Here is a 22,225-nt window from a genome sequence, read left to right as displayed (position 1 = left end):
AATAAGCGTTTATATATGTAAGTCACGACGAATGCCAATGATTTTCGGTGGAGGAGAGAATGTCGCTCACGGGAAAAGTGGCGCTGGTCGCCGGGGGAACACGCGGCGCGGGGCGCGGGATCGCGGTCGAACTCGGGGCGGCGGGCGCGACCGTCTATGTCACCGGGCGGACGACGCGCACGGAGCAATCGGAGTATCAACGGCCGGAGACGATCGAGGAAACGGCGGAGCGGGTGACGGCGGCCGGCGGCGTCGGGATCGCTGTCCAGGTCGACCATCTGCAGCCGGACCAGGTGAGGGCGCTTGTCGACCGCATCCGCCAGGAGCGCGGCCGGCTCGACATTCTCGTCAACGACATCTGGGGTGGCGAGCGGCTGTTCGAGTGGAACAAGCCGGTCTGGGATCACAATCTCGAAAACGGCCTCCGGATCTTGCGGCTTGCGATCGACACGCATCTGATCACCGCACATTACGCGCTGCCGCTGATGATCGAGCGACCGGGCGGGCTTCTTGTGGAGGTGACGGACGGAACGGCCGAATACAATGCCGAACACTATCGGCTCTCGCCTTTCTACGATCTCGCCAAGGTTTCGGCGAACCGGATGGCCTGGGCACATGCGAAGGATCTCGCGGCGCACGGGGCGACGGCGGTTTCGCTGACGCCCGGCTGGCTGCGCTCGGAAATGATGCTGGAAGCTTTCGGCGTGGCGGAGGCCAACTGGCGTGACGCGGCCGAGAAGCAGCCGCACTTCGTCATCTCCGAGACACCGCATTTCATTGGCCGCGCGGTCGCAGCACTCGCTGCCGACCCGGACAAGGCCCGCTGGAACGGCAAGTCTCTTTCGAGCGGCGGCCTTGCCAAGGTTTACGGCTTCACCGATCTCGACGGCTCGCGACCCGATTGCTGGCGCTACATGGACGAGGTGATGGATCCCGGCAAACCGGCGGACGCGACGGGATACCGATAAGCATCCGCGGAGTTCGCATCCACCTTCCGCGCTCCCCCCGACCGGCGTATGATCGCGCATGTTTCCCTAAATCGGAGCCGGTTTAGGGACAAGGCATGCAGCGATTCAAAGTAGGTCATCTGTTTGACGGGAGGCGGGCACGATGGCGGAAATGGACAAGGTCTTCGCGGGGGCGATACCGGATCTTTACGATCGGCTGCTCGTGCCGCTTATCTTCTCGGATTACGCGCGCGACCTTGCCGGGCGCGTGGCCAGGCTGAAGCCCCATGACATTCTGGAGATCGCGGCCGGAACCGGCGTCGTCACCCGCGCGCTCGCACCGCAGATGGATGCGAATGCGCGGCTCGTCGCCACCGACCTCAACCAGCCGATGCTCGACTTGGCGGCAGAAAAACAGGGCGACGATCCGCGGATCACCTGGCGGCAGGCGGACGCGCTGGCGCTGCCGTTCCCGGCCTGGAGCTTCGATGTCGCTCTCTGCCAGTTCGGCGTGATGTTCTTCCCCGACAGGGTGCAGGCCTACCGCGAAGTCCATCGCGTGCTGAAGCCGGGCGGCTATTTTCTCCTCAATGTCTGGGACGCGATCGAGGCGAACGAATTGCCGTTGACCGTGACTGAGGCGCTGGCCGAGCATTTCCCCGCCGACCCGCCGCGCTTCTTGGCGAGGACGCCGCATGGTTACGGCGACCCAGCCTTGCTTCGTGCCGACCTGGAGGCGGCCGGTTTCCGCGACATCACGCTGGAGACGCTGGAAAAGAAGAGCGGCGCGCTTTCGGCCGAGGAGATCGCGACCGGCTTCTGCCAGGGAACGCCGCTTAGAAACGAAATCGAGGCGCGCGATCCTTCGGGCCTCGGCGCGGCGACGCGGGCGGCAACCGATGCCCTTCGCCGGCGCCATGGCGAGGGCGCAATCGACGGGCGGATCCGGGCTCATGTCGTGACGGCAAGCCGTTAGAGCATTTCACTGAAAACAGCGAAATGCTCTAACTCTTTGGAACTACGCAATTTTCTTACGGAAGACCGCTACACACTTTTCCTGGAATTGCTCTAGGTCCCGGGGGAGCGCATGCAAATCGGCAAACAAAGAACGGCGACGAGCCGGATCTCAACGGTGAGCGCGGATCGGGTCGAGGTGCGCGGCCGCGATCTCTGCCGCGACCTGATGGGACGGCTGACGTTTACGGAATACTTCCACCTGCTGGCGACCGGCCGGGAACCGACGGAGGACCAGCGCTATTTTCTCGATCTGCTGCTGATCGCGATCGCCGAACACGGCATGATGCCGACCGTACAGGCGGCGCGGATGACGCTTGCCGCCGATCCAGGCTCGCTGCAGGGCGCTCTCGCAGCCGGCCTTCTCGGCTGCGGGCCCGTGCTGGTCGGAACCGCCGAGCTCTGCGGCGCGCTGCTGGCCAAGGCCGAGGCGCGCATCGCGGGCGGCGAGAATGCCGATGCGGTGGTGCGCGCGCTGGTCAAGGATATTCGCGAGGCGGGCGGCAGGCTGCCGGGTTTCGGTCATCCGGTGCACCGGCCCGTCGATCCGCGCGCCGAGCGCATTCTCGAACTTGCCGATGAGCGTGGCGTAAGCGGCACCCATGTGGCGCTGGCACGGTTGATGCGCACGATCGCCGCCGAAGTCTGGGGCAAGCCGCTGGTGATGAACGTGTCGATGCCGATTGCCGCCGTGCTGCTCGACCTCGGCTTCCTGGTGACGATGATCAAGGCGGTGCCGCTGCTCGCCCGGGCTGGCGGCATCCTCGCGCACCTGACGGAAGAACGGGCAAACCCGATCGGCTTCGCCATGGCCTCGGCGGCGGAGGCGGCGGTCATCTACCGGGACGACGAAAAGGAGGGCGGCGGCTGACCATGTTTGACCCCGAGATCGAAACGCTGCCCTGGCGCGAGCAGGTCCGGCTCGACGATCAGTTCTATCGACAGCAGATCGAATATCTGCTCGCCCGTTCGCGCTTTTACCGGAGAAAGCTGGAGGCCGCCGGCTTCGCCACCGCCGACAAGATCGGCGGTCTTGCCGCCATCGCTGAACTACCGCTCACCGAGAAGAGCGAAATCCGCGCAAACTGCAGCGCCGCCGACCCGATGGGAACGCATGTGGCCGCGCCGAGCAGCGAGATCGTGCGGATCTATTCGACCAGCGGAACGACGGGGACGCCGAGCTACATTCCACTGACGGCGGGGGACCTCGACAACTGGGTGACGACCTCCGCGCGCAGCTATTCCGCCTCCGGCATCCGGCCGGGCGATGTGATCGTTTCGACCTACAATGCCGGGCCGTTTGTGGCCGGCGCGGCACTCGCCGCGTTCGACCGGATGGGCCTGTGCCATATCCCGGTCGGCACCGGAAACACCGAGCGGCTGATGGCGGCGATCCGCCTCTTGCGGCCCGCGGCTGCGGTGATGACGCCCTCCTATGCGGTCTATCTCGGCGAGTGGGCGGCCGAGCGCGACTTCGACCTGAGAGGCTCCAGCGTCAGGCGGCTGCTGGTCGCCGGCGAGCCCGGCGGCGGTGAGCCGAAATTCCGGGCGCGGCTCGAAGAGGCGTGGGGCGCGAAGGTGACCGAGGCGATGGGCATCGGCGATATCGGCGTGTCGCTCTGGGGCGAATGCGAGGAACAATGCGGCATGCATCTCGGCGCTCGCGGCTTCGTGCATGCCGAACTGATCGACCCGGAAACGGCTGCGCCTATCGCGCTTGAGGACGGCGCGCGCGGCGAACTGGTGCTGACGCATCTCCAGCACCGGGCGGCGCCGATGCTCAGGTTTCGCACGCGCGACCATGTGGAGATGTGGACGTCCACCTGCCGCTGCGGGCGGACGGCGCCGCGGGTGCGCTGCATCGGTCGCACCGACGACCTGCTGATCGTGCGCGGCGTCAACGTCTTTCCCTCGGCAATCCGCGACGTGGTCAACGAATTTGCGCCGGCAGTCAGCGGCGTGATCCTGGTGCGGCCGATAGCGACCGGCCCGCGACAGGAGCCGCCTTTGCCGGTTTCGGTGGAACTCGGCAAGGACAGCGAAGGCGGCCCGGGACTCGCCGCGAACATCGAGAAGCGCATCCGCGAGGTCCTTGTCGTCTCGACGCGGATAGAGGTCCTGCCCTGGGGGTCGCTTCAACGCAGCGAATACAAATCGAAACTGGTGCAGAGGGTGGAGTAAAATCAGGCTGGCGCGGCGTGGCTTCCGCCTACGTGCTGCGAAACGAAAACGGGAGGATGACGATGCGAAAGCTGCAAGCGCAAGGGGTCCATCACATCACGCTGGTCGGCGCGGACCGGCAGACATCGATCGATTTCTGGGAAGGCCTGCTCGGCATGCCCTTCATCTTCGAGCAGCCGAACCTCGACCGGGCGACGGAAAGCCATCTCTATTTCGACCCGGGCGACGGCCGGCTGATAACCGTCTTCACCGACGAGAACCGCAAGCCCGATCCAAAGCGCACCTCGACCGATATCGGCTGCGTGCACCATATCGCCTTTGCCGTCTCGCGCGCGACGTTCCAGCAGGCGGTCGAGCGCCTGAACGAGCGGGAGATCCGCCACAGCGGGGTCAAGGATCGCGGCTTCATGGATTCGATCTATTTCGAGGATCCGCTCGGGCTGCTCGTCGAGCTCGCTTCCTATCGCTTCGAGCCGCCGGCCGGCCACACCCACGCCGAGGTGCTGATGGAGGCGCACAAAGTGCGGGTGGCGCGCGGCGACTACAACATCGCCGAGGCGCACCTTGCCGATGCGATCGAAGCGCTGATCGAACGGACGCGGGGGTCGCTGTCGGCGGATCGGACGCCGAAGAACCCCTATTGATGAGAGTGGGAACAAAAGGGAGGACCAACCATGCCTGAAATCAAGCTCAACGTGATCAAGCCCAGCGTCAACAACATGACGGCGCGTGTCTTCATGCGCGCGGCCGGCCTCGACTTCAACGAGAACGACGTCTTCGGCCAGACGCGCACGCCCGAATACCTTGCGAAGGCGCCGTCGCATCTGACGCCGATGATCGAAATGGGCTGCCTGCCGCAGGGGGCGCTCTGGGAGAGCTGCGCGATCATGCAGTATCTGTGCAACAAGAACGGCCTCGATCATCTCTACCCGAAGGACCCGGAGGCGCGCGCGATGATCGACAGCGCCATGTTCTATCTGATCGGCACTTTCTATCCCTATCTCGCCCGCGCCACCTATCCGGCGCTCAATTTCCCGCAATATCCGGGCGAAGTCGGCTACAGCGATGCCGACCCGGTGACGAAGGAGCATGCGCGCATGGCGGCGACCGAGGCGCTGGCCGAACCGCTCGAGGTGTTCCGCAAGTTCTTTATCGGCGACAGGTCCTTCATCGGCGGCGCGAAGCCCTCGATCGCCGACATCAGGCTGGCTGCGACCCTCGAATTCCTCGCGGTGATCGACTATCCGCTGCCGGCCTGGGCCAAGGACTATATGACGTCGATGGAGGAGGCGCTCGGCAGCGCCTATAGCGAGCCGGCGGCGGACGTTCGCGGCTATATCAGTTATGTGCGGGGTCAGCGGTGATGGGGTAGCGTAGTTAGGACGTCGGATCAGCGGGTTGTGGTGGCTTCCTGCGAGTTCGCATGAGCACGCCGCATTGTTGTTTTGCTGGTGGGCTTTCTCTTTCCGCCATCCTTGGGCTTGACCCGAGGACGCAAGGTCGAGCGCCACGGCATGGCTCACGAGGCGTCGGCTGCCTGTGTTTGGATCCTCGGGTCAAGCCCGAGGATGACGGTGGAGTGCGGAGATGACGGAGGCCACGCTGCGGCGTTGATCGTGGGAACGAACGGCCCGCTGCCTTATTCACATTGTTGTTTGCCGCTGGGCGCTCCTCTCGTTCCGTCATCCTCGGGCTTGACCCGAGGATCCAGAATCGCGGTGCCGCTTTGCTTCCTTGCCTCGCCCGCGGACTCACTTCCGGTAGAGCATCCAGTCCTTTCGCGCGCCTCCGGCTTCGCTGTCGGCGAAGAATACGACTTTGTCGCTCGCGGATTCGGTGGCGGTTTGCAGGGCCTTTTCCGCGTGGCCGACCAGTTCGGAGGCGGTGCCGGCGTCGAAGGTGGTGCTGCATCCGAAGCGGGCGAGAACCACCGGCATCCGGCGCTGGCGGCTGTCGAATGCGCTCTGGCAGCTCTTCTTCAACTGGTCTGCCACCTTCTGGATTTCTGCTTCGGCGCTCGTCCAGACAAGAATGCCGATCTGCGGCCGGTCAAGCCATGCGGCGAAATCAGTCGTCTGCACGATCTGCGACACGACGAAGCCTAGCCGTTCCAGGATCGCTTCCTTGAGCTTGACGAGTTCCTTGGCCTCGAAGGGTTCGAGCGCCAGCAGATTGCAGAGGATGAGCGATGCGCCTTCGGGATAACGCTCGCCGCCATAGAGTTCGGCGAGCTTCTTGTTGAAGCCTCGGCGGTTGGCGAGATTGGTAGCGAGGTGGGTGAATTTCGTGCGTTCGAATTCCTCGACGTCGCTAGCAATGGCCGCGACGGCCGTGATTTGCGTCGAAACGCTTTCGAGCATCTGCGTGCTCTTCGACTGCTGGACCTCCGTCAGTTGCCGGATTGCCTGCAGGTGGGACTGGATCGACTTCGTGTCCCTCGGGTCCATCGACGAGATCTTGCCGGTCGCCTGGCCGAGCAGGCTTGAGTAGCTGGAGAGTGAGCTTTGGCCCGATTGCAGCGACTCCTTCAGCGTCGAAAGCTCGCTCTGGATGCGGTTGGTCGATTCATCGACGAGCGATTTGCCGAAATGATGCGGCAGATAGGCACGTGCGAGCGCGTCGAGCTCTTCCTCCGGGATCGGCTTGGCCAGGCGGGCAAACTTCTCCCGCAGCTCCGGATTGTTGCCGCTGATGATCTCGTACATGAGCTCGTAATTGACCGGAGAGGCATAGATCTCCAGCCGGTTCAGCGTGGCAAAGACCGTGTAGCAGAGTTCCTTGCGGTTCTGCTCCGCAAGCTGTTTCGGGGATGAATTCGCAATCGCCATAATGCAGCGCCTTTCGCATGAAGCGTCTCAGGCAAATGCACCTGGGACGACGGTCGGACAGGTACGCGTGAGGCCGGAGCCTCGTATCGATATGCAGCAGCGAGAGTATCGCGTTCGGCTCCGCCATTCATGCGGTTTGATTGACGCGACTGCGTCTCGTCGAACAACCTAGAGTAAGCGCGCGTTCATTAATGGCTGGTAAATTAGAAACTGCGGTCGATCGGAAATGACGAGGCGGTGCGGAGAGAGGGGACGCGGCCGTGAAACAGGAATGGCTGCACGCTCCCTCAACCGATCCGGTTGGGGAATGCAGCCTGGAACTAGGGGAGTAGCGCGAGAGCGGCGAACGTCCCGGCTGGAAAAGGTCAGCGCTTGTAGAGCGACCAGTCTTTGCGCTGGCCGCCGGCCTTGCTGTCCAAGAAGAAGGCTACGGCTTCGTCGGCCTGTTCGGTGGCGGTTTCGAGCGCCGTTTCGGCATGGAGGAAAAGGCTCGCCGCTGTATCGGCGTCATAGGTCGTGCTGCATCCGAAATGCGCCGTGACGGCGGGCATGCCCGGCCGCTGGCCGCTGAAGGCGCGCAGGCAGCTCACGCGGATATGCTCGGCGACCCGCTGGATTTCCGCTTCGCTGGTGGTTGCGACGAGGATGCCGATCTGCGGCCGGTCGAGCCAGGCGGCAAAATCGGTGGCGTGAACGACCTGTGACACAACCGAGCCGAGCCGCTGCAGGATCGCTTCCTTGAGCTTGATCATCTCCTTCTTCTCGAAAGGTTCGAGCGCCAGCAGATTGCAGAGGATGAGCGCCGCGCCGTCCGGATAGCGCTCGCCACCGTAAAGCTCGGCGAGCTTGCGGTTGAAGCCGCGCCGGTTGGCGAGATTGGTGGCAGCGTGGGTGAATTTCGCCCGCTCGAACTCGTCGAGATCGCCGGAAATCGCGGTCACCGCCGAGACATGGGTCGAAACGCTTTCCAGCATCTCGTCGCTCTTCGAGCGCTGGACGTCGGTCGCCGCCCGGATCGCCTGCAGTTCGGACTGGATCCTCTGGGTATCACCCGGATCGATCGAGGAGAAATTGCCGCTCGCCTGGCCGAGCATGGTCGAATAGCTCGAAAGCGAATGCTGGCCCGATTGCAGCGACTCCTTCAAGGTCGAGAGTTCGCTCTGGATGCGGGTGGCAGACTCCTCTATCTTCGACTGTCCGAAATGGTGCGGCAGGTACATGCGCGCCAGAATGTCCAGATCCTCCTCGGTCACGTCGCGGCCGAGCCGGGCGAATTTCTCGCGCAGTTCCGGATTGTTGCCGCTGATGATTTCGCACATCAGCTCGTAATTGACCGGCGAGGCATCGATCTGCAGTCGCTCCAGCGTGGCGAAGGCATTGTAATAGACGTCCCGGCGGATCTGCTGCGCAATGTGTTTCGGGGAAGGGCTCACGACAGCCATGGTGCGGCACCTTTCAGGAAAAGCGTTGATGCGGGACGGGGAGGGAACGCATGAAGCGGAAGCCTCGGATCGGAAAACGGCAAGGATTTTCTTCGACCCCGCATGATGCGGACGGAACGATGCCTGATGCATCCGATCGAACGGCCGAAAATAGACGGGCGCACGTTAAGGGCGGGTGAAGGGAATAGGGAGAATGTTTGGGGTCAGGGGATTTGAGGCGGGTGAGTGCGCCGGGCGAACCAAGTTGACGAGGTCGTCGATCGGGCAACTGATTGATGACATGAGCGCTGAGCGCGTGTTCGTCGCCTCAGTCCTGCCCGACCGGCGCCGGGGCCCGCTCTGTCTCGCCAGTCTCCCCGTGCTCTTTCCGGGTCTCGGCCGCCTCGCTTGCCGCTGGAGGTACGCCTGTCCTGTGCTCTCCCAGTCCGGCGAGCTTGTGGCCGCGTTCGCGCAGCCACTGGAAGGCGACGTAGAGGGCGGGGATGACGAAGATGCCGAGGAGGGAGGCGGCGAGCATGCCACCGGCGACACCGGTGCCGACGGCGCGGCGGCTGAGCATGCCGGCGCCTTCAGCCGTCACCAGCGGGATCAACCCGACGATGAAGGCGAAGCTCGTCATCATCACCGCGCGGAAGCGGGTGCGCGCCCCCTGGACGGCCGCCTCGACGATGCCCGCGCCCTTTTCCCGCTGGAACTTGGCGAATTCAACGATCAGGATCGCGTTCTTCGAGGCGAGCGCAATCAAGACGACGAGGCCGATCTGGGCGTAGATGTCAAAGGAGAGGCCGGCGATCAGCACCGCGACCAGGGCGCCCGCGACGCCGACGGTCACCGACAAGAGCACCGGAATCGGGATCGTCCAGCTCTCATAGAGCGCGACCAGGAAGAGATAGGCGAAGAGCACCGCGAGCGCGAGGATCACCGTGGTCTGGCCGGCAGCCTCGAGCTCCTGCAATGCCGTGCCGGTCCACGCGTAGCTGTAGCCGGGCGGCAGCGTGGTGGCGGAAAGCGCGGCCATCGCCTGCAACGCCTCGCCCGAGGAGACGCCGGGGGCGGGCTGGCCGTTGAGCGTGATCGAGCGGTTGTTGTTGTAGCGCACCATCGTCTGCGGGCCGACGATATAGTCGACACGCGCGACCGAGGCGACGGGGACCATGCCGCCAGAAGCGTTGCGCACATGCAGGCGCTGGATATCGTTGACGGAATCGCGGTCGGCCTCGGACGCCTGGAGGTTCACCTTCCAGCTTCGGCCGAAAAGGTTGAAGTCGTTGACGTAGTAGGAGCCGAGTGTGCCTTGGAGCGTCGCGAAAAGATCGCTGATCGAGACGCCGAGCGCCTGCACGCGGTCGCGGTCGATATCGAGATAGAGCTGCGGCGAGCTTGCCGAATAGGTGGTGTAGGTCGGCCCGAGCTTCGGGTTCTGGTTGGCGGCGATGATCAGCCCGCCGGCAGTGGCGGAAAGGTCGGCCGCCGAGCGCCCCTGCAGGTCGAGCAACTGAAATTCGAAGCCGGAGCCGGTGCCGAGCCCGAGGATCGGCGGCAGGTTGAAGGCGAAGACCTGCGCCTCGCGGATCGTCACGCCCTTGGCCATGGCTGTGGCGACCGCGCTGGTGACCGAAGCCGACGCCGCCTCGCGCTCGGCGAAGGGTTTCATGGTGACGACCGCAAACGCGCTGTTCGACTTCGAAATACCGTCGAGGAAGCTGTAGCCGGCGACGCTGGTCACGTCCTGCACGCCTTCGATGCCGCTGAGGAAGGCTTCGACCTGGCGCAGCGCGACATTGGTGCGGTTGTAGGAGGCGCCTTCGGGGAGGCGCACTTCGGTGAAGAACATGCCCTGGTCTTCGCTCGGCAGGAAGCCGGTCGGCACGATACGGAACAGCCAGCCCGTGGCGCCGATCGCGACCGCGATCAGGAGGAGGCCGATGATGGCGCGCCGGGCGATCTTTTCGGCGACATAGACATAGCCGTCGCGGCCGTTGTCGATGCGGCGCGAGAGCCAGCCGAGAATGCCGCGCTTCTCGCCGTGATGCGGCTTCAAGAGGATCGAGCAGAGCGCAGGGCTCAAGGTCAGCGCGTTGATGGCGGAGATCACCATCGATACCGAGACGGCGACCGCGAACTGCTGGAAGAGCTGGCCGCTCAGGCCCGGTATGAAGGCGACCGGGACGAACACCGACAAGAGAACGAGCGTGATGGCGACGATCGCGCCGGTGATTTCGCCCATGGCAAGCCGCGCGGCCTCCGGTGCCTGCATGCCGGGGTTTTCCTCCATCACCCGCTCGATGTTTTCGACGACGACGATCGCGTCGTCGACGACGATGCCGATTGCGAGCACCAGCGCCAGCAGCGACACGGTGTTGAGCGAGAAGCCCATGGCGAGGATCACCGCGAAGGTGCCGACGAGGGCGACCGGCACGGCGACGAGCGGAACCAGCGTCGCGCGCCAGTTGCCGAGGAAGAGGAAGACGACGATGATCACCAGGACGAAGGCCTCGATCAGCGTCTGCACCACATTTTCGACGCTCGCCTCGACGAATTCGGAGGTGTCATAGGAAATCTTGTAGGTGAGGCCTTCCGGGAAGGCTTGCGACAGGCGATCGAGCGCGGCCCGGACGCCCTCGGCGGCTTCAAGCGCGTTTGCGCCCGGCGCCAGATAGGTGCCGATCATCGCCACCGGCTTGCCGTTGAAGCGGGCGCTCGAATCCGAGCTCGCCGCGCCGAGCTCCACCTTGGCGACATCGCGGATGCGCACGAAGGAGCCATTGTCCTCGGCGCGCAGCACGACGTTTTCGAACTGCGACGGATCGGTGAGCCGGCCCTGGGTCTGGAGGTTCAGCTGGAAGAGCGGATCGTTGGTCATCGGCTGGGCGCCAATGCGGCCGATCGCCGCCTGGATGTTCTGCGCTTTCAGCGCATTGATCACGTCCGTCGGCGTCATGCCGAGGCTCGTCAGCCGGTCGATGTCGAGCACGACCCGCATCGAATAATCCTGCGCGCCGAAGAGCGAGGCGTCGCCGACGCCCGGCACGCGCTTGATCGTGTCCATCACGTTGATGGTGGCGTAGTTCGACAGGAACAGGTTGTCGAAGCTGTTGTTCTCGCCCTCGCCATAGATGGCGATCACTTGCATCAGTGCGGAGGATTTCTTGCGCACGCTGACGCCGGTCTGCTTGACTTCGGAGGGGAGCCTCGCCTCGGCGAGCGAGACGCGGTTCTGCACGTTGACGGTGGCGATATCCGGATCGGTGCCGACGGCGAAGGTCACCGTCAGCGTGTAGGAGCCGTCGGCGCCGCTCGTCGACTTCATGTAGAGCATGTCGTCGACGCCGACGATCTGGCTTTCGATCGGCTGGCCGACGGTCGACTCGACCACCTCGGCGCCGGCGCCCGGATAGCTGGCCGTCACGCTCACCTGCGGCGGCACGATATCGGGAAACTGCGCGACCGGCAGCGCGGTGAGCGCAATCAGCCCCGCGAGCGTCAGGACGATGGAGATGACCGCGGCGAAGCGGGGACGATCGATGAAGATTTCGGAGATCATGGCTCAGCCGCCCGTTGCCAGTGCCGCATCGACGACGATGCCCGGCCTGACCTTGCCGACACCGTCGGTGATCACCCGCTCGCCCTCCTTGAGGCCCTTGGCGATGACCGCCTGGCCGCGGGCTGTGCGCTGGACGTCGACACGGCGAAGCTCGACCTTCGAGTCCGCCCCGACCACCATGACGAAGGCGCCCTGCTGGTCGCGCTGGATCGCCTGCTGGGGAACCGCCAGCACCTCCTGCTTGTCGGTTGCCTCGAGCGTGACCCTTACCAGCGTGCCATCGAGCAGGAGGGCATCGGGGTTCGGAAACTCGGCCCTGACCGTGATCGTGTCGGTGCCCGCCGCGACGTTGCTGGAGACGAAGTTGATCGTGCCCTTCTTTGGATAAGTCGTGCCGTCCGGCAGAAGAAGCTCGACATTGGCATCGCGACCAACTTCTCCTCGAAGCGCCCGCTGGCGGTATTCGAGGAATAGCGCGGTGGCGACGGGGAACTCGACATTGATCGGGTCGAGCCGCGTCAGCGTCACGAGTGCGCCGGAGTCCGGCCCAACCAGCGCTCCGACGTCGACGGTGGTAAGGCCGAGGACACCCTCGAATGGCGCGACGATCCGGGTATAGGAGAGATTGAGTTCGGCCGCCTGCTTGCTGCCGGTGAGGCGGACGATATCGGCCTCGGCCTTTTTAACCTGCGCATTGGCGGTGTCGACCGTTGCCTGTGCGACCGTGTTGCTGGAGATCAGCCGCTGCGCGCGGTCGCGCTCGAGCACGGCAAGGTCGCGGGCTGCCTCGGCGGCCTCGATCGAGCCCTGGATCTCCTGGACGGCAGCCCGATAGGTGCCGTCCTCGACCTCATAGAGCAAGGTGCCGGCGGTGACCTTATCGCCTTCCGTGAAGTTGACCTTCTCCAGGAAGCCGGAAACGCGCGCGCGAATATCGACCCTCTGGATCGCCACGACCTTGCCGGTGAAATCCGCGCTTTCGCGCAGATCCATGATCGCGGCCGGCGCCACGACCACGGCAGGCGCCGGTGCCTGCGCCTGCTGGGCGAGGGCCGTTTGCGATGAGATGTTGATTGCGACAAGCAAGCCCGATGAAAGGGCGGCAGCCAGGATCCTCGAACCACGCATGCAACGTCCTCCCTATGAACGAAACAGCTTGAGGCGGCCCTTATTCTCCGCTGGAGTATTTGAAATCAGAGCACTTCCGCCCTGGCAAGTCACGCAACTTCAGATTGATCGGTTATCGACAGCTTAGTTGTAGGGAGTGCCTCAAACCGGCTTCGCCTCGTCCTCCCGCCGGGTCGAGCCCATCCAGGCGACGACGAGATCGTAGAAGACACCGAGCACGATCGGGCCGAGGAAGAGGCCAATCAGACCGTAGGAGAGCGTGCCACCGATCACACCGGCGAGGATGACGAGCATCGGCGTCTTCAGCCCGCGGGCGACCAGCATCGGCTTCAAGACGTTGTCGATCAGCCCGATGAAAAGGAGGATCAGCGTCAGGCCGAGGGCGGCGCGGGTTTCCATCGACATCCACGCCCAGATGACGACCGGCAGCAGCACCGGGGCCGGGCCGATCTGGACGATGCAGAAGATGAGCACGGCGAAGGCGAGCACGCTGGCCGCGGGAATGGCGAAGAGCGAGAAGGCAAGCCCGGCAAGCAGCGCCTGCAAGAGCGCCACGCCGATTACGCCGCGGGCGACATTGCGGATCGTTGCGGCGGCGAGATCGACGAAGCCGGCTCCGCGCTCGCCGGCGACCCGGCGGGCGAAAAGCTTCAGGCCTTCGCCGAGCCGCGGACCGGGGCGGAAGAGAAAGCCGGCGATGATGACCGAAACGATGAATCCGATGAGATCGAGGCCGATGCCGGCGATCTTGCTAAGCACCGTGCCGCCCGCCTGCAGCAGCGACGGCGCGAGGCGCTGCAGCGTCGCTTCGAGATTGCCGGAGGCCTGGGTCCAGGCGGTGTGGAGCCAGTCGCCGATCAGCGGCCAGTCGCGCACGGCATCCGGCGGCGCCGGCACGGCGAAGGTGCCGGCCGCCAGTTTCCCGAGCAGCGCCTGCACCGTTTCGGCGAAGCTCAGCGCGATCGCCGCCAGCGGGCCGGCGATCACCGCGAGCGCAAGCAGCGTGATCGTCGCGGCGGCAAGCCGAGGCCGGCCGCCGAGGAGGGCCGCGAGCGCCTTGAACGCCGGGTAGAGCGCGACGGTGAGGATTCCGGCCCAGATCGCGATGATCGCGAAGGGGGCGACAAGGGTCAGCGACCAGTAGGCGAAGAGCGCCAGCACGCCGAGCCGCAAAAACTCGGTCACCCGCGGCTCGATCGAAGGCGGGCTGGCCGGACCGCTTGCGCCGGTGTCCGTTTTCAGCGGCGTTTGAACATCGTCCACGGTAGCTCCCCCCGACTGCATGTATCCTTAGATCCTAACCGATTTAAGGATAAAAGCATTGCAGCAATTCAACGTGCCACAGCGTCCTTTGCGCATCTGATAAGACACGGCGGCGCTGTAGGGGCGCGCACAACGCCCGCCGCTGCTTGCCCCGGCAGCGGCTGGCTGGCCCGCGTGATCCAATTCTTTGAAGCTACGCAATTCTGGACGGAAAAACCGTTAGACACTTTTCCTGGAATTGCTCTGCGTCCGGGTGAGGACGGGATCAGGCGGAAGCGGAGTGTACAGCGGGGGTGAGGCGGCGGGAAGATGCCGCCAGACGCGCGGCGTCCGGAAGGGTCGGGGAACTGCGACGCGCCTGCATATTCCCTTAAATCGTCACTGATTTAAGGAAAAAAACGTGCAGAAATTCAGAGTGCTACAGCGCCTTTCGCGCGCCTGATCGCAGTGCCACTTGCATGTTGGGCATACGGCCACACACGCTCCTCATTCCTGTGTTTTTCACAGGAAACCAGCGCGCCCAAGTCCTTGGGCGCGGGAGAATTATGCTCCACGACTCTGTCAGCGTTTGCGTTTCTGCGAGACGGAGTTCCTGTCGTGTACTGTGTAGTGAGGCGCGCACGCTCATTGCAGCAGTGAACTGCATCGATTCGGGCATGTCCGGCGCAAGGATCAAGATCCCTTCGCCGGCGCCGGTCTTCCGTTATCGGGAGCGGGCGACCTTCTTTGGCCCCGGCAGCAGACCCTCGCGCTGGAGCTTTTTGCGGGCCAGCTTGCGGGTGCGGCGAACGGCCTCCGCCTTTTCGCGCGCACGCTTTTCCGACGGCTTTTCGTAGGCGCTGCGCGCCTTCATTTCGCGGAAAATGCCCTCGCGCTGCATCTTCTTCTTCAGAACGCGAAGGGCTTGCTCGATATTGTTGTCTCGGACGAGTACTTGCAAAGGCTATCCTTCCTTTTCAATGGCATCTGCCGTGTTTTTGCGTTGGTCGAAAGTGGTTTTCGTCTTGATTTGAAGAGGGAATGTCCCTCTTTTGCTTCACCTGGACGTCTTGATGTTCAACGGCTTCAGCCAGGGCCGGCCGCTCACCATCGCTGCCGCGTCGCCCTGCCGAACCGGCAACGCCGTTTCGGAGGCATCGATGTCACCCTCGAAGATGCGCCGGTCGAAATTCTCGGTGCCGAAGCGAATGCGATACTGCGGCTCGCCGTACTCGGCTGCCGGCAGAATCCCGACGATGCGGCACTTTCTGTCGGCGCTCGCGGTCCGGGTGAGGTCGGCCCTGAGCACGACCGTATCGCCAACACTGTAGCTGCTGCGGCTCATCGCCATCTCCTTTATCCGAAACTTCCGGCGCAAAACTTCCGGCGCGGGGGAACTCCCGGAGGCAAAACAAAAAGGCCGGGCATTACCCCGACCTCTTCCTGTCATCCGCGCCAGCCGCTGCCAGTACATCCGTGGTCAGCGGCGGCGAATGACAAATTACGCGGCGCGCAGGTTGTCGGCCGAACTCTTGCCGGACCTTCTGTCCTGCACGATGTCGTAGCTGACCTTCTGGCCTTCGACGAGCGAACGCATTCCGGCGCGTTCAACGGCAGAAATATGCACGAACACATCCGTCGTGCCGTCGTCGGGCTGGATGAAACCAAAACCCTTGGTGCTGTTGAACCACTTTACAGTGCCTGAATTCATGACGATTTCCTTTCAATCGCTGGAGTTCCCGGACGAATATTCATCCGACTTGATCGATATTTGAGAGGAAATCTGACGAGCGCGTCGGCGCTCAGGCAAAGGTCACAAGCAATGTTCGATGGACCTTATATAGACGCTGTTGCCGGATATGCAATGGACCGGGGGATTTTAATCGGGAAGGCCGGTTTTGGGGACGCGGAAATACGATCCGGGAAGGGCGCTGGAACAGTCGTAATATTATAAGGAGCTGCGCCCGACCATCTCCCGGTAGTGCGGAAAGATGTGATCCGCGGTCAGCGGCGCGAGCGCCAGCCCGCCGGCGTCAAAGGGCGACACCCATTTTACCTCCTCGATCTCGGCCGCGGGGTGAAAGTGAACCTGCTCCGTCCTGACGAGGAAGACATCCGCATGGACGCGGTGTCCCGGTTCATTGGCTGCCTCGGCATGGAACTCACCCAGGACCTCGAACGACGCCGGCTCGACGTCAAGGTCGATCTCTTCCCTGAGTTCCCGGGCCAAGGCCGCATCCGGCGTTTCACCGGGGCCGATCTTTCCACCCGGCTGCATGAAGGCGCTCGCCCCGCGCTTGCGCACGAGGAGCGTTTGCCCGTCGGGGCGGAGTAGCAAGGCGGCGGCGATGCGGATTGTGTGCAATATTGTTTACCTCGGTCGGCGAATACAGCGCTGAATCGTGCCACGCACAATAGTGCCATAAGCGGTCACCCATCCACCCTACAATGGCGCTCAACGGTTCTTCACACATCGATCCGATCCCGAACGCAGTGCAAGTATGGCATTTCAGTTCCACCGGGAGCGAGGCGCGTTCAGTTGACAAATGGCGGACGGCCCATAATCTGCGCGTACGCCTTTTAGATCGCCCCGTTTTCTTCGGAGATGAGGTTCATGCCCATGGCAAAGTGCATGAGACGATTTCTGCTGGCGAATGTTGTCCTTTGGCTTTCCGCTGCCGCGGCAGGCGCTGCGACGCTCGACACGCTCACCCAGCGCGGCAGCGTGCGCATCGGCTACATCGCCGATGAGGCGCCCTTTTCCTCCACCAAGCCGGGCGCCGATCCGGTGGGATATGCCATCGACCTGTGTGGCAAGATCGTCGATGAAATAGAGCATCAGGTGCCGCAACTGGAGCGCGAATACATTGAGATGACGCTCGCTAACGGCTTCGATGCAGTGAAAAATGGACAGGTCGATCTGCTTTGCGGTGCGATCACCGTCAATTTGAAGAGGCGAGAAATCGTCGACTTCTCACAACCGATCTTTCTTACGGGAGCGACCGCGCTGCTCCGCAAAGATTCGCCTGACTATCTGCAGACTCTTTTTATCGATAAGCCTGCTGTTCTCTCCGTTGACCAGCCTGTCGCATCCACGCGCGTAATCGGAGTGCGTGCGAGCACGACAACGGGAACAACGCTGCGCGAGGCATTGGCAACCCAGGTGTCGGAGACGAAGCTTGCCGATTTCGAAACGCACGAGGAAGGGCTTGCGGCGCTGGAGGATCACAAGATCGATGCCTATATCGCCGATCAGGTGTTGCTCATCAGCCTGGCCAAGCGGGCGCGCGATCCGTCCTCGCTCCATATCGGCGATCGGCTGTTTACGCATGAACCCTATGCGATAGCCCTGCCGCGCGACGACGCCGACTTCCGCTTGCTGGCCGATCGTGCGTTGACGGAGTTCTATATGTCGGAGGATTTTCTACCGCTGCTGGAAACCTATTTCGGATCCGAAGCGCCGATGCTGCACACGCAAATCATCATGGAGCATATTCCCGATTGATATTGATCATCTCAAGTGAAAGTGGTCGCGCACGCTGCACCGCACTCGCGCGATGACGACTGCAAAGCTTGTCACCCGCTCCCGCCCTCCTGTCACACCCCTGTAAAACACCCGCTCTATCCCTCGGCGCGATCTTTCTCCCACCGAGGGCAAATCCATGAAAACGCTTCTCTCCGCCGTTGCCGCAGCAGCCGTCGCCGGTCTCATGTCCACCGCGGCTTATGCCGAAAGCCTGGTGCTTTATACCAGCCAGCCGAACGAGGATGCGCAGGCGACGGTGGATGCGTTCAAGGCGGCGAACCCGGGCGTCGAGGTCGAGTGGGTGCGCGAGGGGACGACGAAGATCATGGCCAAGCTGATGGCCGAGATCGAGGCGGGCAATCCGGTGGCGGACGTGCTTCTGATCGCCGATACGGTGACGATGCAGCGGCTGAAGGAGGGCGGGCATCTGCTTCCCTACAAGTCGCCCGAGGCGGCGGGCTATGATGCTGCGCTCTACGATGCGGATGGAGCCTATTATTCGACCAAGATGATCACCACCGGCATCGTCTACAACACGTCTGCTGAGATGAAGCCGGAAGGCTGGCAGGATCTTGCCAAGCCCGAGGCAAAGGGCCTCGTCACCATGCCGAGCCCGCTTACCTCCGGGGCGGCGCTGATTCATGCCGAGACGCTCGCCACCATTCCCGGCCTCGGCTGGGATTATTACAAGGCGCTCGCCGAAAACGGCGCGACGGCCGCCGGCGGCAATGGCGGCGTGTTGAAGGCGGTCGCGACCGGCGAGAAGGCCTATGGCATGCTCGTCGATTTCATGGCGATCCGCGAGAAGGCCAAGGGCGCGCCGGTGGAGTTTGTCTTCCCGGCCGAGGGCGTTTCCGCCGTCACCGAGCCGGTCGGCATTTTGAAGACCGCGAAGAACGTCGACGCCGCGAAGAAATTCGTCGACTTTCTCATCTCCGAGGAAGGCCAGAAGGTGGCGGTGAAGATGGGCTATATCCCGGCCCGCAACGGCGTGGCGCTGCCGGAAGGCTATCCGGCCCGCGAGACGATCAAGGTGCTGCCGGTCGATGCCGCCGCGGCGGTCAAGAATTCCGAAACGGATCTCAAGACCTTCTCCGGCATTTTCGGGACGAACTGATCGCCTGATGACACGAGCGGACGAGATCGCCCGCAGCCGGCGCTCAAGCGCGCCGGCGGAAGCTGATGCGGAAGGCGGCGCCGGGTTTCTGGAGCCGCCTCGACGCTTTTTGTCCAGGGCGCGGCGGTTCGGCCCATTGCGGTTTTTCTTCGGCGGCGGGGAGGCGGCGGAAAGCCTGCCTCCCCAAACCGCTTCCGCAAAGCTGCCGGACGCATTGACGCGGACGCTGCGCGGCGTCGAGCTGCCGGCGATGCCTCACGTTACGGAGGATGGTTTCCCCAAGGCTAAGGTGCCGCGCGGCGGCCGGGCAGGGCGGTGGTTCACCTTCCGCTCGCTAAGGCGGGGATCAGTGTCCGGCGAGCCGGCCTGGCTGCTGCCCTTCGTGCTTGGTGCCGTGCTCCTGCTTTCCGTCTTGCCGCTCGCCCGTCTGGCCGGGGCGGGTTTGAGCGGACTTGTCGGCGGTGAGGCGGCGCGGCTGATCTTCGAGCCGGCGACCTTCGCGGCGCTCCGCAACACGCTCGTCACCGCCACCGGCGGCATGGTCGTCTCGCTTCTCCTCGGTTCGCTCTTCGCCTTCGCGGTGGCGCTCACCGACATCAGGGGCAAGCTCACCTTAAGCTTCGCCTTCATGCTGCCGATGATGATCCCGCCGCAGGTGACGGCGCTTGCCTGGGTCGAGATGTCCGGGCCGGCGAGCCCGCTTTTGAAGACGCTCGGGCTTGCGCCGCCGCTCGGCAGCCCGCAGCCGCTCTATTCCCTTTCCGGCATCGCGCTGCTCCTCGGCGTGCAGCATGCGCCGCTCGTCTTCCTGGCGCTGAAAGCCGGGCTTGCGGCGAGCCCGCGCGACGGCATCGAGGCGGCGCGGCTTGCGGGCGCCGGCCCGCTGCGGGTTTTTCGCGACATCGTGCTGCCGCTTGGGCTTCCGGGACTGATTGCCGGCGGGGCGATCGCCTTCGTCTCCGGCATCGGCAATTTCGGCATTCCGGCGATCCTCGGCATTCCCGCCGGGATCGAGACCTTGCCGACGCTGATCTTCAGCCGGCTCGCGAGTTTTGGCGCCGCCACCTTCGGCGAGATCGCGCTGATTTCCACGCTGATTGCGGCGATCTCCGCCGGCGGGCTTCTCGTGCAGCAGCGGGCACTTTCCGGCCGCGACTATCGCCTGATCGGCCACACCGGCGCACGCGCCGCCTTCGCGCTCGGGCGCTTGCGCATCGCAGTCGAAGCGCTGCTCTGGGCCGTGCTGGCGCTGGTGCTGGTCGCGCCGCTGCTGGCGCTCGTCGCAAGCTCGCTGGTGCCGGCCTATGGCGTGCCGCTCAATCTCAAGACCATGTCGCTCAGCGCCTATGGCGAAATCCTGTTCCGCCAGTCGATCACACTGACGGCGCTGAAAAATTCGCTGTTCCTCGCCTCGGCCGCGGCGCTCGGGCTGCTCGCCGTCACGGTGCCGGCGGCCTATCTCCTGACGCGGCGCTCGGGCGCGCTCGCCAATCTTATCGCCATCCTGATCGAGATCCCCTATGCGCTACCCGGCATCGTGCTCGCCGTCGCCTTCATCCTCACCTTCGCCGCGCCGCTGCCCCTCATCGGCCTGTCGCTCTATGGCACGATCTGGATCATTCTCGCCGCCTATTTCTCCTCCTTCCTCGCCGTCAGCCTGAAGCCGGTGATGAGCGCGTTCCTGCAGATGGACCCCTCGCTCGAGGAGGCGGCAAGGCTTGCCGGGGCGGGCTTTTCCCGCCGCATGCGCGACGTGCTGCTGCCGCTGATCGCGCCTGCCGCCGGCGCCTCCGTCATCCTCGTCTTCCTGATCGCGGCGAACGAGTTGACGGTCTCGGCGCTGCTCTGGTCGGCGGGCACGCAGACGCTCGGCGTCGCGATCTTCAATCTCGATGACAGCGGCTCCTCCGATCTCGCCTCGGCGCTCTCGGTGCTCGTTGTCGTGCTGGTGATCGCGCTGATGGCGGCGCTGGAATTTTTTGCAAAGTACCTGCCGGAGGGCGTGCTGCCGTGGCGCCACTGATCCTCAATCACCTCACCAAGTCTTTCGGGAATGGCAGGCCGGCGGTGGCCGACGTCTCGCTGACGCTGCGCCGCCAGGCCTTCCTCGCGCTCCTCGGCCCCTCCGGCTGCGGCAAGACGACGGTGCTCCGGATGATCGCCGGCTTCGAGCAGCCGTCGGACGGCTCGATCTTCTATGGCGATCGGCGGCTTTCGGATGCCGAGCGTGCGCTGCCGCCGGAAAAACGCAACATGGCGATGGTGTTCCAGTCCTACGCGCTCTGGCCGCACATGACGGTCGCGGAGAATGTCGGCTATCCCTTGAAGGTGAGGGGCATTTCCGGTGCGGCCTGGCGGAAACTCGTGGGCGAGGCGCTGTCGCTTGTCAAACTCACCGACTTTGCCGAGCGGAGGCCGTCGGCACTTTCCGGCGGCCAGCGCCAGCGGGTGGCGCTCGCCCGCTGCCTCGTCACGCAGCCGGATGTGGTGCTGCTCGACGAGCCGCTCGCCAATCTCGACCAGCATCTGAGGAAGGCGATGGAGGAGACGTTCCGCGCCTTCCACGAGCGCTCCGGCGCCACCATGGTCTACGTCACCCACGACCAGGCGGAGGCGATGGCGCTTGCGACCGACGTCGCGGTGATGTCGGAAGGCCGGCTCCTGCAGGTGGCGTCGCCGGCGGAGATTTACGCCAGGCCCGAGGGCCGCGTCGTCGGCGGCCTGATCGGCCGCGGCAGCATTTTGCGGCTGCCGCTGGCGGAGACCGGGGAGCGGCAGCTCGGCTGGCCTGTGCTGCGCGAGGCGCTCGGGCCGCGTGATGCCATGGGCGCGGCCGGCGGGCCGGTTGCCGATGTGCCGCTTGCCGATGTGCTTGTGCGGCCGGAACACGTCCACCGCGGCACCGACGGCGTTCGGATGCGGGTCGTGTCGTGCATCTTCGAAGGAGAGCGTTTCGCACTCGACCTCGCGCTTCCCGACGGCCAGCGCCTGAAGGCCTTCAGCAGCGTGGCGATCGCGGAGGGGCAGGCGGTGCCGTTCGTGATCGCGGGCGGCTGGCGGCTTTGAGGTTGGCGCTGGGTGCCAGGCCTGGTTGCGAGAGGGTGCCGCAAGCAGGTGCATGATCTCTCCTGTCGTCATCCTCGGGCTTGACCCGAGGATTCATCATCAAGGGATTTTATTGGCAGCGTTTTGAATGCCTTGCGTTTGGATCCTCGGGTCAAGCCCGAGGATGACGGAGTGGGTAGGTTTTGAGCCT

Annotated in this window: 20 protein-coding genes; 10 read left to right on the top strand and 10 right to left on the bottom strand. The window is 64.2% G+C overall.

All coding sequences use genetic code 11. The features are described 5' to 3' along the window. Positions 1–59 precede the first annotated feature (59 nt). The 6 genes from FKV68_RS13180 (at position 60) to FKV68_RS13155 (ending at position 5,506) form a co-directional block, all read left to right on the top strand. Positions 60–968 (top strand): SDR family oxidoreductase, encoded by a 909-nt coding sequence (locus FKV68_RS13180; protein WP_180938265.1) that lies wholly within the window; start codon positions 60–62, stop codon positions 966–968. Between the two features lie 142 nt (positions 969–1,110). Then, a complete protein-coding gene (locus FKV68_RS13175) occupies positions 1,111–1,923 on the top strand; it encodes a class I SAM-dependent methyltransferase (protein WP_180938264.1) in 813 nt (270 codons plus the stop codon). A 111-nt stretch (positions 1,924–2,034) separates the two neighbouring features. Next, complete coding sequence (locus FKV68_RS13170; protein ID WP_180938263.1) at positions 2,035–2,832, top strand: citryl-CoA lyase; 798 nt, start codon at positions 2,035–2,037, stop codon at positions 2,830–2,832. Between the two features lie 2 nt (positions 2,833–2,834). Continuing rightward, positions 2,835–4,142, top strand: coding sequence for a phenylacetate--CoA ligase family protein (locus FKV68_RS13165; protein WP_180938262.1), 1,308 nt, complete (start codon positions 2,835–2,837; stop codon positions 4,140–4,142). A gap of 62 nt (positions 4,143–4,204) precedes the next feature. After that, positions 4,205–4,786, top strand: a complete 582-nt coding sequence (locus FKV68_RS13160; RefSeq protein ID WP_180938261.1) for a VOC family protein — start codon at positions 4,205–4,207, stop codon at positions 4,784–4,786. A gap of 30 nt (positions 4,787–4,816) precedes the next feature. After that, the gene (locus FKV68_RS13155; RefSeq protein ID WP_180938260.1) at positions 4,817–5,506 is read left to right on the top strand and encodes a glutathione S-transferase family protein; all 690 of its coding nucleotides are present in this window, start codon (positions 4,817–4,819) and stop codon (positions 5,504–5,506) included. 387 nt (positions 5,507–5,893) lie between these two features. Here FKV68_RS13155 and FKV68_RS13150 read toward each other — a convergent pair whose 3' ends face one another. The 10 genes from FKV68_RS13150 to FKV68_RS33090 form a co-directional block, all read right to left on the bottom strand. After that, positions 5,894–6,970: a diguanylate cyclase domain-containing protein gene (locus FKV68_RS13150; RefSeq protein ID WP_180938259.1), complete on the bottom strand. Its 1,077-nt coding sequence runs from the start codon at positions 6,968–6,970 to the stop codon at positions 5,894–5,896. Between the two features lie 365 nt (positions 6,971–7,335). Continuing rightward, on the bottom strand, positions 7,336–8,412 hold the full coding sequence (locus tag FKV68_RS13145) for a diguanylate cyclase domain-containing protein (RefSeq protein ID WP_180938258.1): 1,077 nt from the start codon (positions 8,410–8,412) through the stop codon (positions 7,336–7,338). A 307-nt stretch (positions 8,413–8,719) separates the two neighbouring features. Next, the gene (locus tag FKV68_RS13140; protein WP_180938257.1) at positions 8,720–11,956 is read right to left on the bottom strand and encodes an efflux RND transporter permease subunit; all 3,237 of its coding nucleotides are present in this window, start codon (positions 11,954–11,956) and stop codon (positions 8,720–8,722) included. Positions 11,957–11,959: 3 nt separating this feature from the next. Beyond that, positions 11,960–13,084, bottom strand: a complete 1,125-nt coding sequence (locus FKV68_RS13135; RefSeq protein WP_180938256.1) for an efflux RND transporter periplasmic adaptor subunit — start codon at positions 13,082–13,084, stop codon at positions 11,960–11,962. Between the two features lie 141 nt (positions 13,085–13,225). Next, positions 13,226–14,347, bottom strand: coding sequence for an AI-2E family transporter (locus FKV68_RS13130; RefSeq protein WP_180938255.1), 1,122 nt, complete (start codon positions 14,345–14,347; stop codon positions 13,226–13,228). Between the two features lie 703 nt (positions 14,348–15,050). Then, positions 15,051–15,287, bottom strand: coding sequence for a 30S ribosomal protein S21 (gene rpsU, locus FKV68_RS13125; RefSeq protein WP_180938254.1), 237 nt, complete (start codon positions 15,285–15,287; stop codon positions 15,051–15,053). A 96-nt stretch (positions 15,288–15,383) separates the two neighbouring features. Then, positions 15,384–15,671, bottom strand: coding sequence for a cold-shock protein (locus FKV68_RS13120; RefSeq protein ID WP_180938253.1), 288 nt, complete (start codon positions 15,669–15,671; stop codon positions 15,384–15,386). A gap of 156 nt (positions 15,672–15,827) precedes the next feature. Beyond that, entirely contained in the window at positions 15,828–16,037 is a 210-nt protein-coding gene (locus FKV68_RS13115; RefSeq protein WP_180938252.1) for a cold-shock protein, read from the bottom strand. A gap of 237 nt (positions 16,038–16,274) precedes the next feature. After that, positions 16,275–16,691 carry an NUDIX hydrolase gene (locus tag FKV68_RS13110; protein ID WP_245181899.1) on the bottom strand — a complete coding sequence of 139 codons (417 nt, stop codon included), beginning with the start codon at positions 16,689–16,691 and terminating at the stop codon, positions 16,275–16,277. A gap of 215 nt (positions 16,692–16,906) precedes the next feature. Beyond that, positions 16,907–17,059 carry a hypothetical protein gene (locus FKV68_RS33090; RefSeq protein WP_246452510.1) on the bottom strand — a complete coding sequence of 51 codons (153 nt, stop codon included), beginning with the start codon at positions 17,057–17,059 and terminating at the stop codon, positions 16,907–16,909. On the opposite strand from FKV68_RS33090, the gene FKV68_RS13105 reads away from it, so the two are divergent. From FKV68_RS13105 to FKV68_RS13090, 4 genes are all read left to right on the top strand, one after another. Further along, on the top strand, positions 17,052–17,831 hold the full coding sequence (locus FKV68_RS13105; RefSeq protein WP_246452508.1) for an amino acid ABC transporter substrate-binding protein: 780 nt from the start codon (positions 17,052–17,054) through the stop codon (positions 17,829–17,831). The genes FKV68_RS33090 and FKV68_RS13105 overlap by 8 nt on opposite strands. 157 nt (positions 17,832–17,988) lie before the next feature. Further along, complete coding sequence (locus FKV68_RS13100) at positions 17,989–18,969, top strand: ABC transporter substrate-binding protein (protein WP_180938251.1); 981 nt, start codon at positions 17,989–17,991, stop codon at positions 18,967–18,969. Between the two features lie 7 nt (positions 18,970–18,976). Continuing rightward, positions 18,977–20,992, top strand: a complete 2,016-nt coding sequence (locus FKV68_RS13095) for an ABC transporter permease (protein ID WP_180938250.1) — start codon at positions 18,977–18,979, stop codon at positions 20,990–20,992. Then, a complete protein-coding gene (locus tag FKV68_RS13090; protein ID WP_180938249.1) occupies positions 20,980–22,035 on the top strand; it encodes an ABC transporter ATP-binding protein in 1,056 nt (351 codons plus the stop codon). Before FKV68_RS13095 ends, FKV68_RS13090 begins: the two co-directional genes overlap by 13 nt. Positions 22,036–22,225: the final 190 nt, after the last annotated feature.

Source organism: Sinorhizobium mexicanum (genome assembly GCF_013488225.1).
Lineage (GTDB): Bacteria > Pseudomonadota > Alphaproteobacteria > Rhizobiales > Rhizobiaceae > Sinorhizobium > Sinorhizobium mexicanum.
Note: the sequence above shows the minus strand (reverse complement) of the source record. Positions and strands in the feature narration are given on the sequence as shown.

Coding starts and splice junctions, on each gene's coding strand:
- FKV68_RS13170 (WP_180938263.1), top strand. CDS start 2,035: ATGCAAATCGGCAAACAAAGAACGGCGACGAGCCGGATCTCAACGGTG.
- FKV68_RS13175 (WP_180938264.1), top strand. CDS start 1,111: ATGGCGGAAATGGACAAGGTCTTCGCGGGGGCGATACCGGATCTTTAC.
- FKV68_RS13115 (WP_180938252.1), bottom strand. CDS start 16,037: ATGAATTCAGGCACTGTAAAGTGGTTCAACAGCACCAAGGGTTTTGGT.
- FKV68_RS13155 (WP_180938260.1), top strand. CDS start 4,817: ATGCCTGAAATCAAGCTCAACGTGATCAAGCCCAGCGTCAACAACATG.
- FKV68_RS13165 (WP_180938262.1), top strand. CDS start 2,835: ATGTTTGACCCCGAGATCGAAACGCTGCCCTGGCGCGAGCAGGTCCGG.
- FKV68_RS13095 (WP_180938250.1), top strand. CDS start 18,977: ATGACACGAGCGGACGAGATCGCCCGCAGCCGGCGCTCAAGCGCGCCG.
- FKV68_RS13120 (WP_180938253.1), bottom strand. CDS start 15,671: ATGAGCCGCAGCAGCTACAGTGTTGGCGATACGGTCGTGCTCAGGGCC.
- FKV68_RS13100 (WP_180938251.1), top strand. CDS start 17,989: ATGAAAACGCTTCTCTCCGCCGTTGCCGCAGCAGCCGTCGCCGGTCTC.
- FKV68_RS13145 (WP_180938258.1), bottom strand. CDS start 8,412: ATGGCTGTCGTGAGCCCTTCCCCGAAACACATTGCGCAGCAGATCCGC.
- FKV68_RS33090 (WP_246452510.1), bottom strand. CDS start 17,059: ATGCGCACGCTGCCGCGCTGGGTGAGCGTGTCGAGCGTCGCAGCGCCT.
- FKV68_RS13180 (WP_180938265.1), top strand. CDS start 60: ATGTCGCTCACGGGAAAAGTGGCGCTGGTCGCCGGGGGAACACGCGGC.
- FKV68_RS13160 (WP_180938261.1), top strand. CDS start 4,205: ATGCGAAAGCTGCAAGCGCAAGGGGTCCATCACATCACGCTGGTCGGC.
- FKV68_RS13150 (WP_180938259.1), bottom strand. CDS start 6,970: ATGGCGATTGCGAATTCATCCCCGAAACAGCTTGCGGAGCAGAACCGC.
- FKV68_RS13135 (WP_180938256.1), bottom strand. CDS start 13,084: ATGCGTGGTTCGAGGATCCTGGCTGCCGCCCTTTCATCGGGCTTGCTT.
- FKV68_RS13140 (WP_180938257.1), bottom strand. CDS start 11,956: ATGATCTCCGAAATCTTCATCGATCGTCCCCGCTTCGCCGCGGTCATC.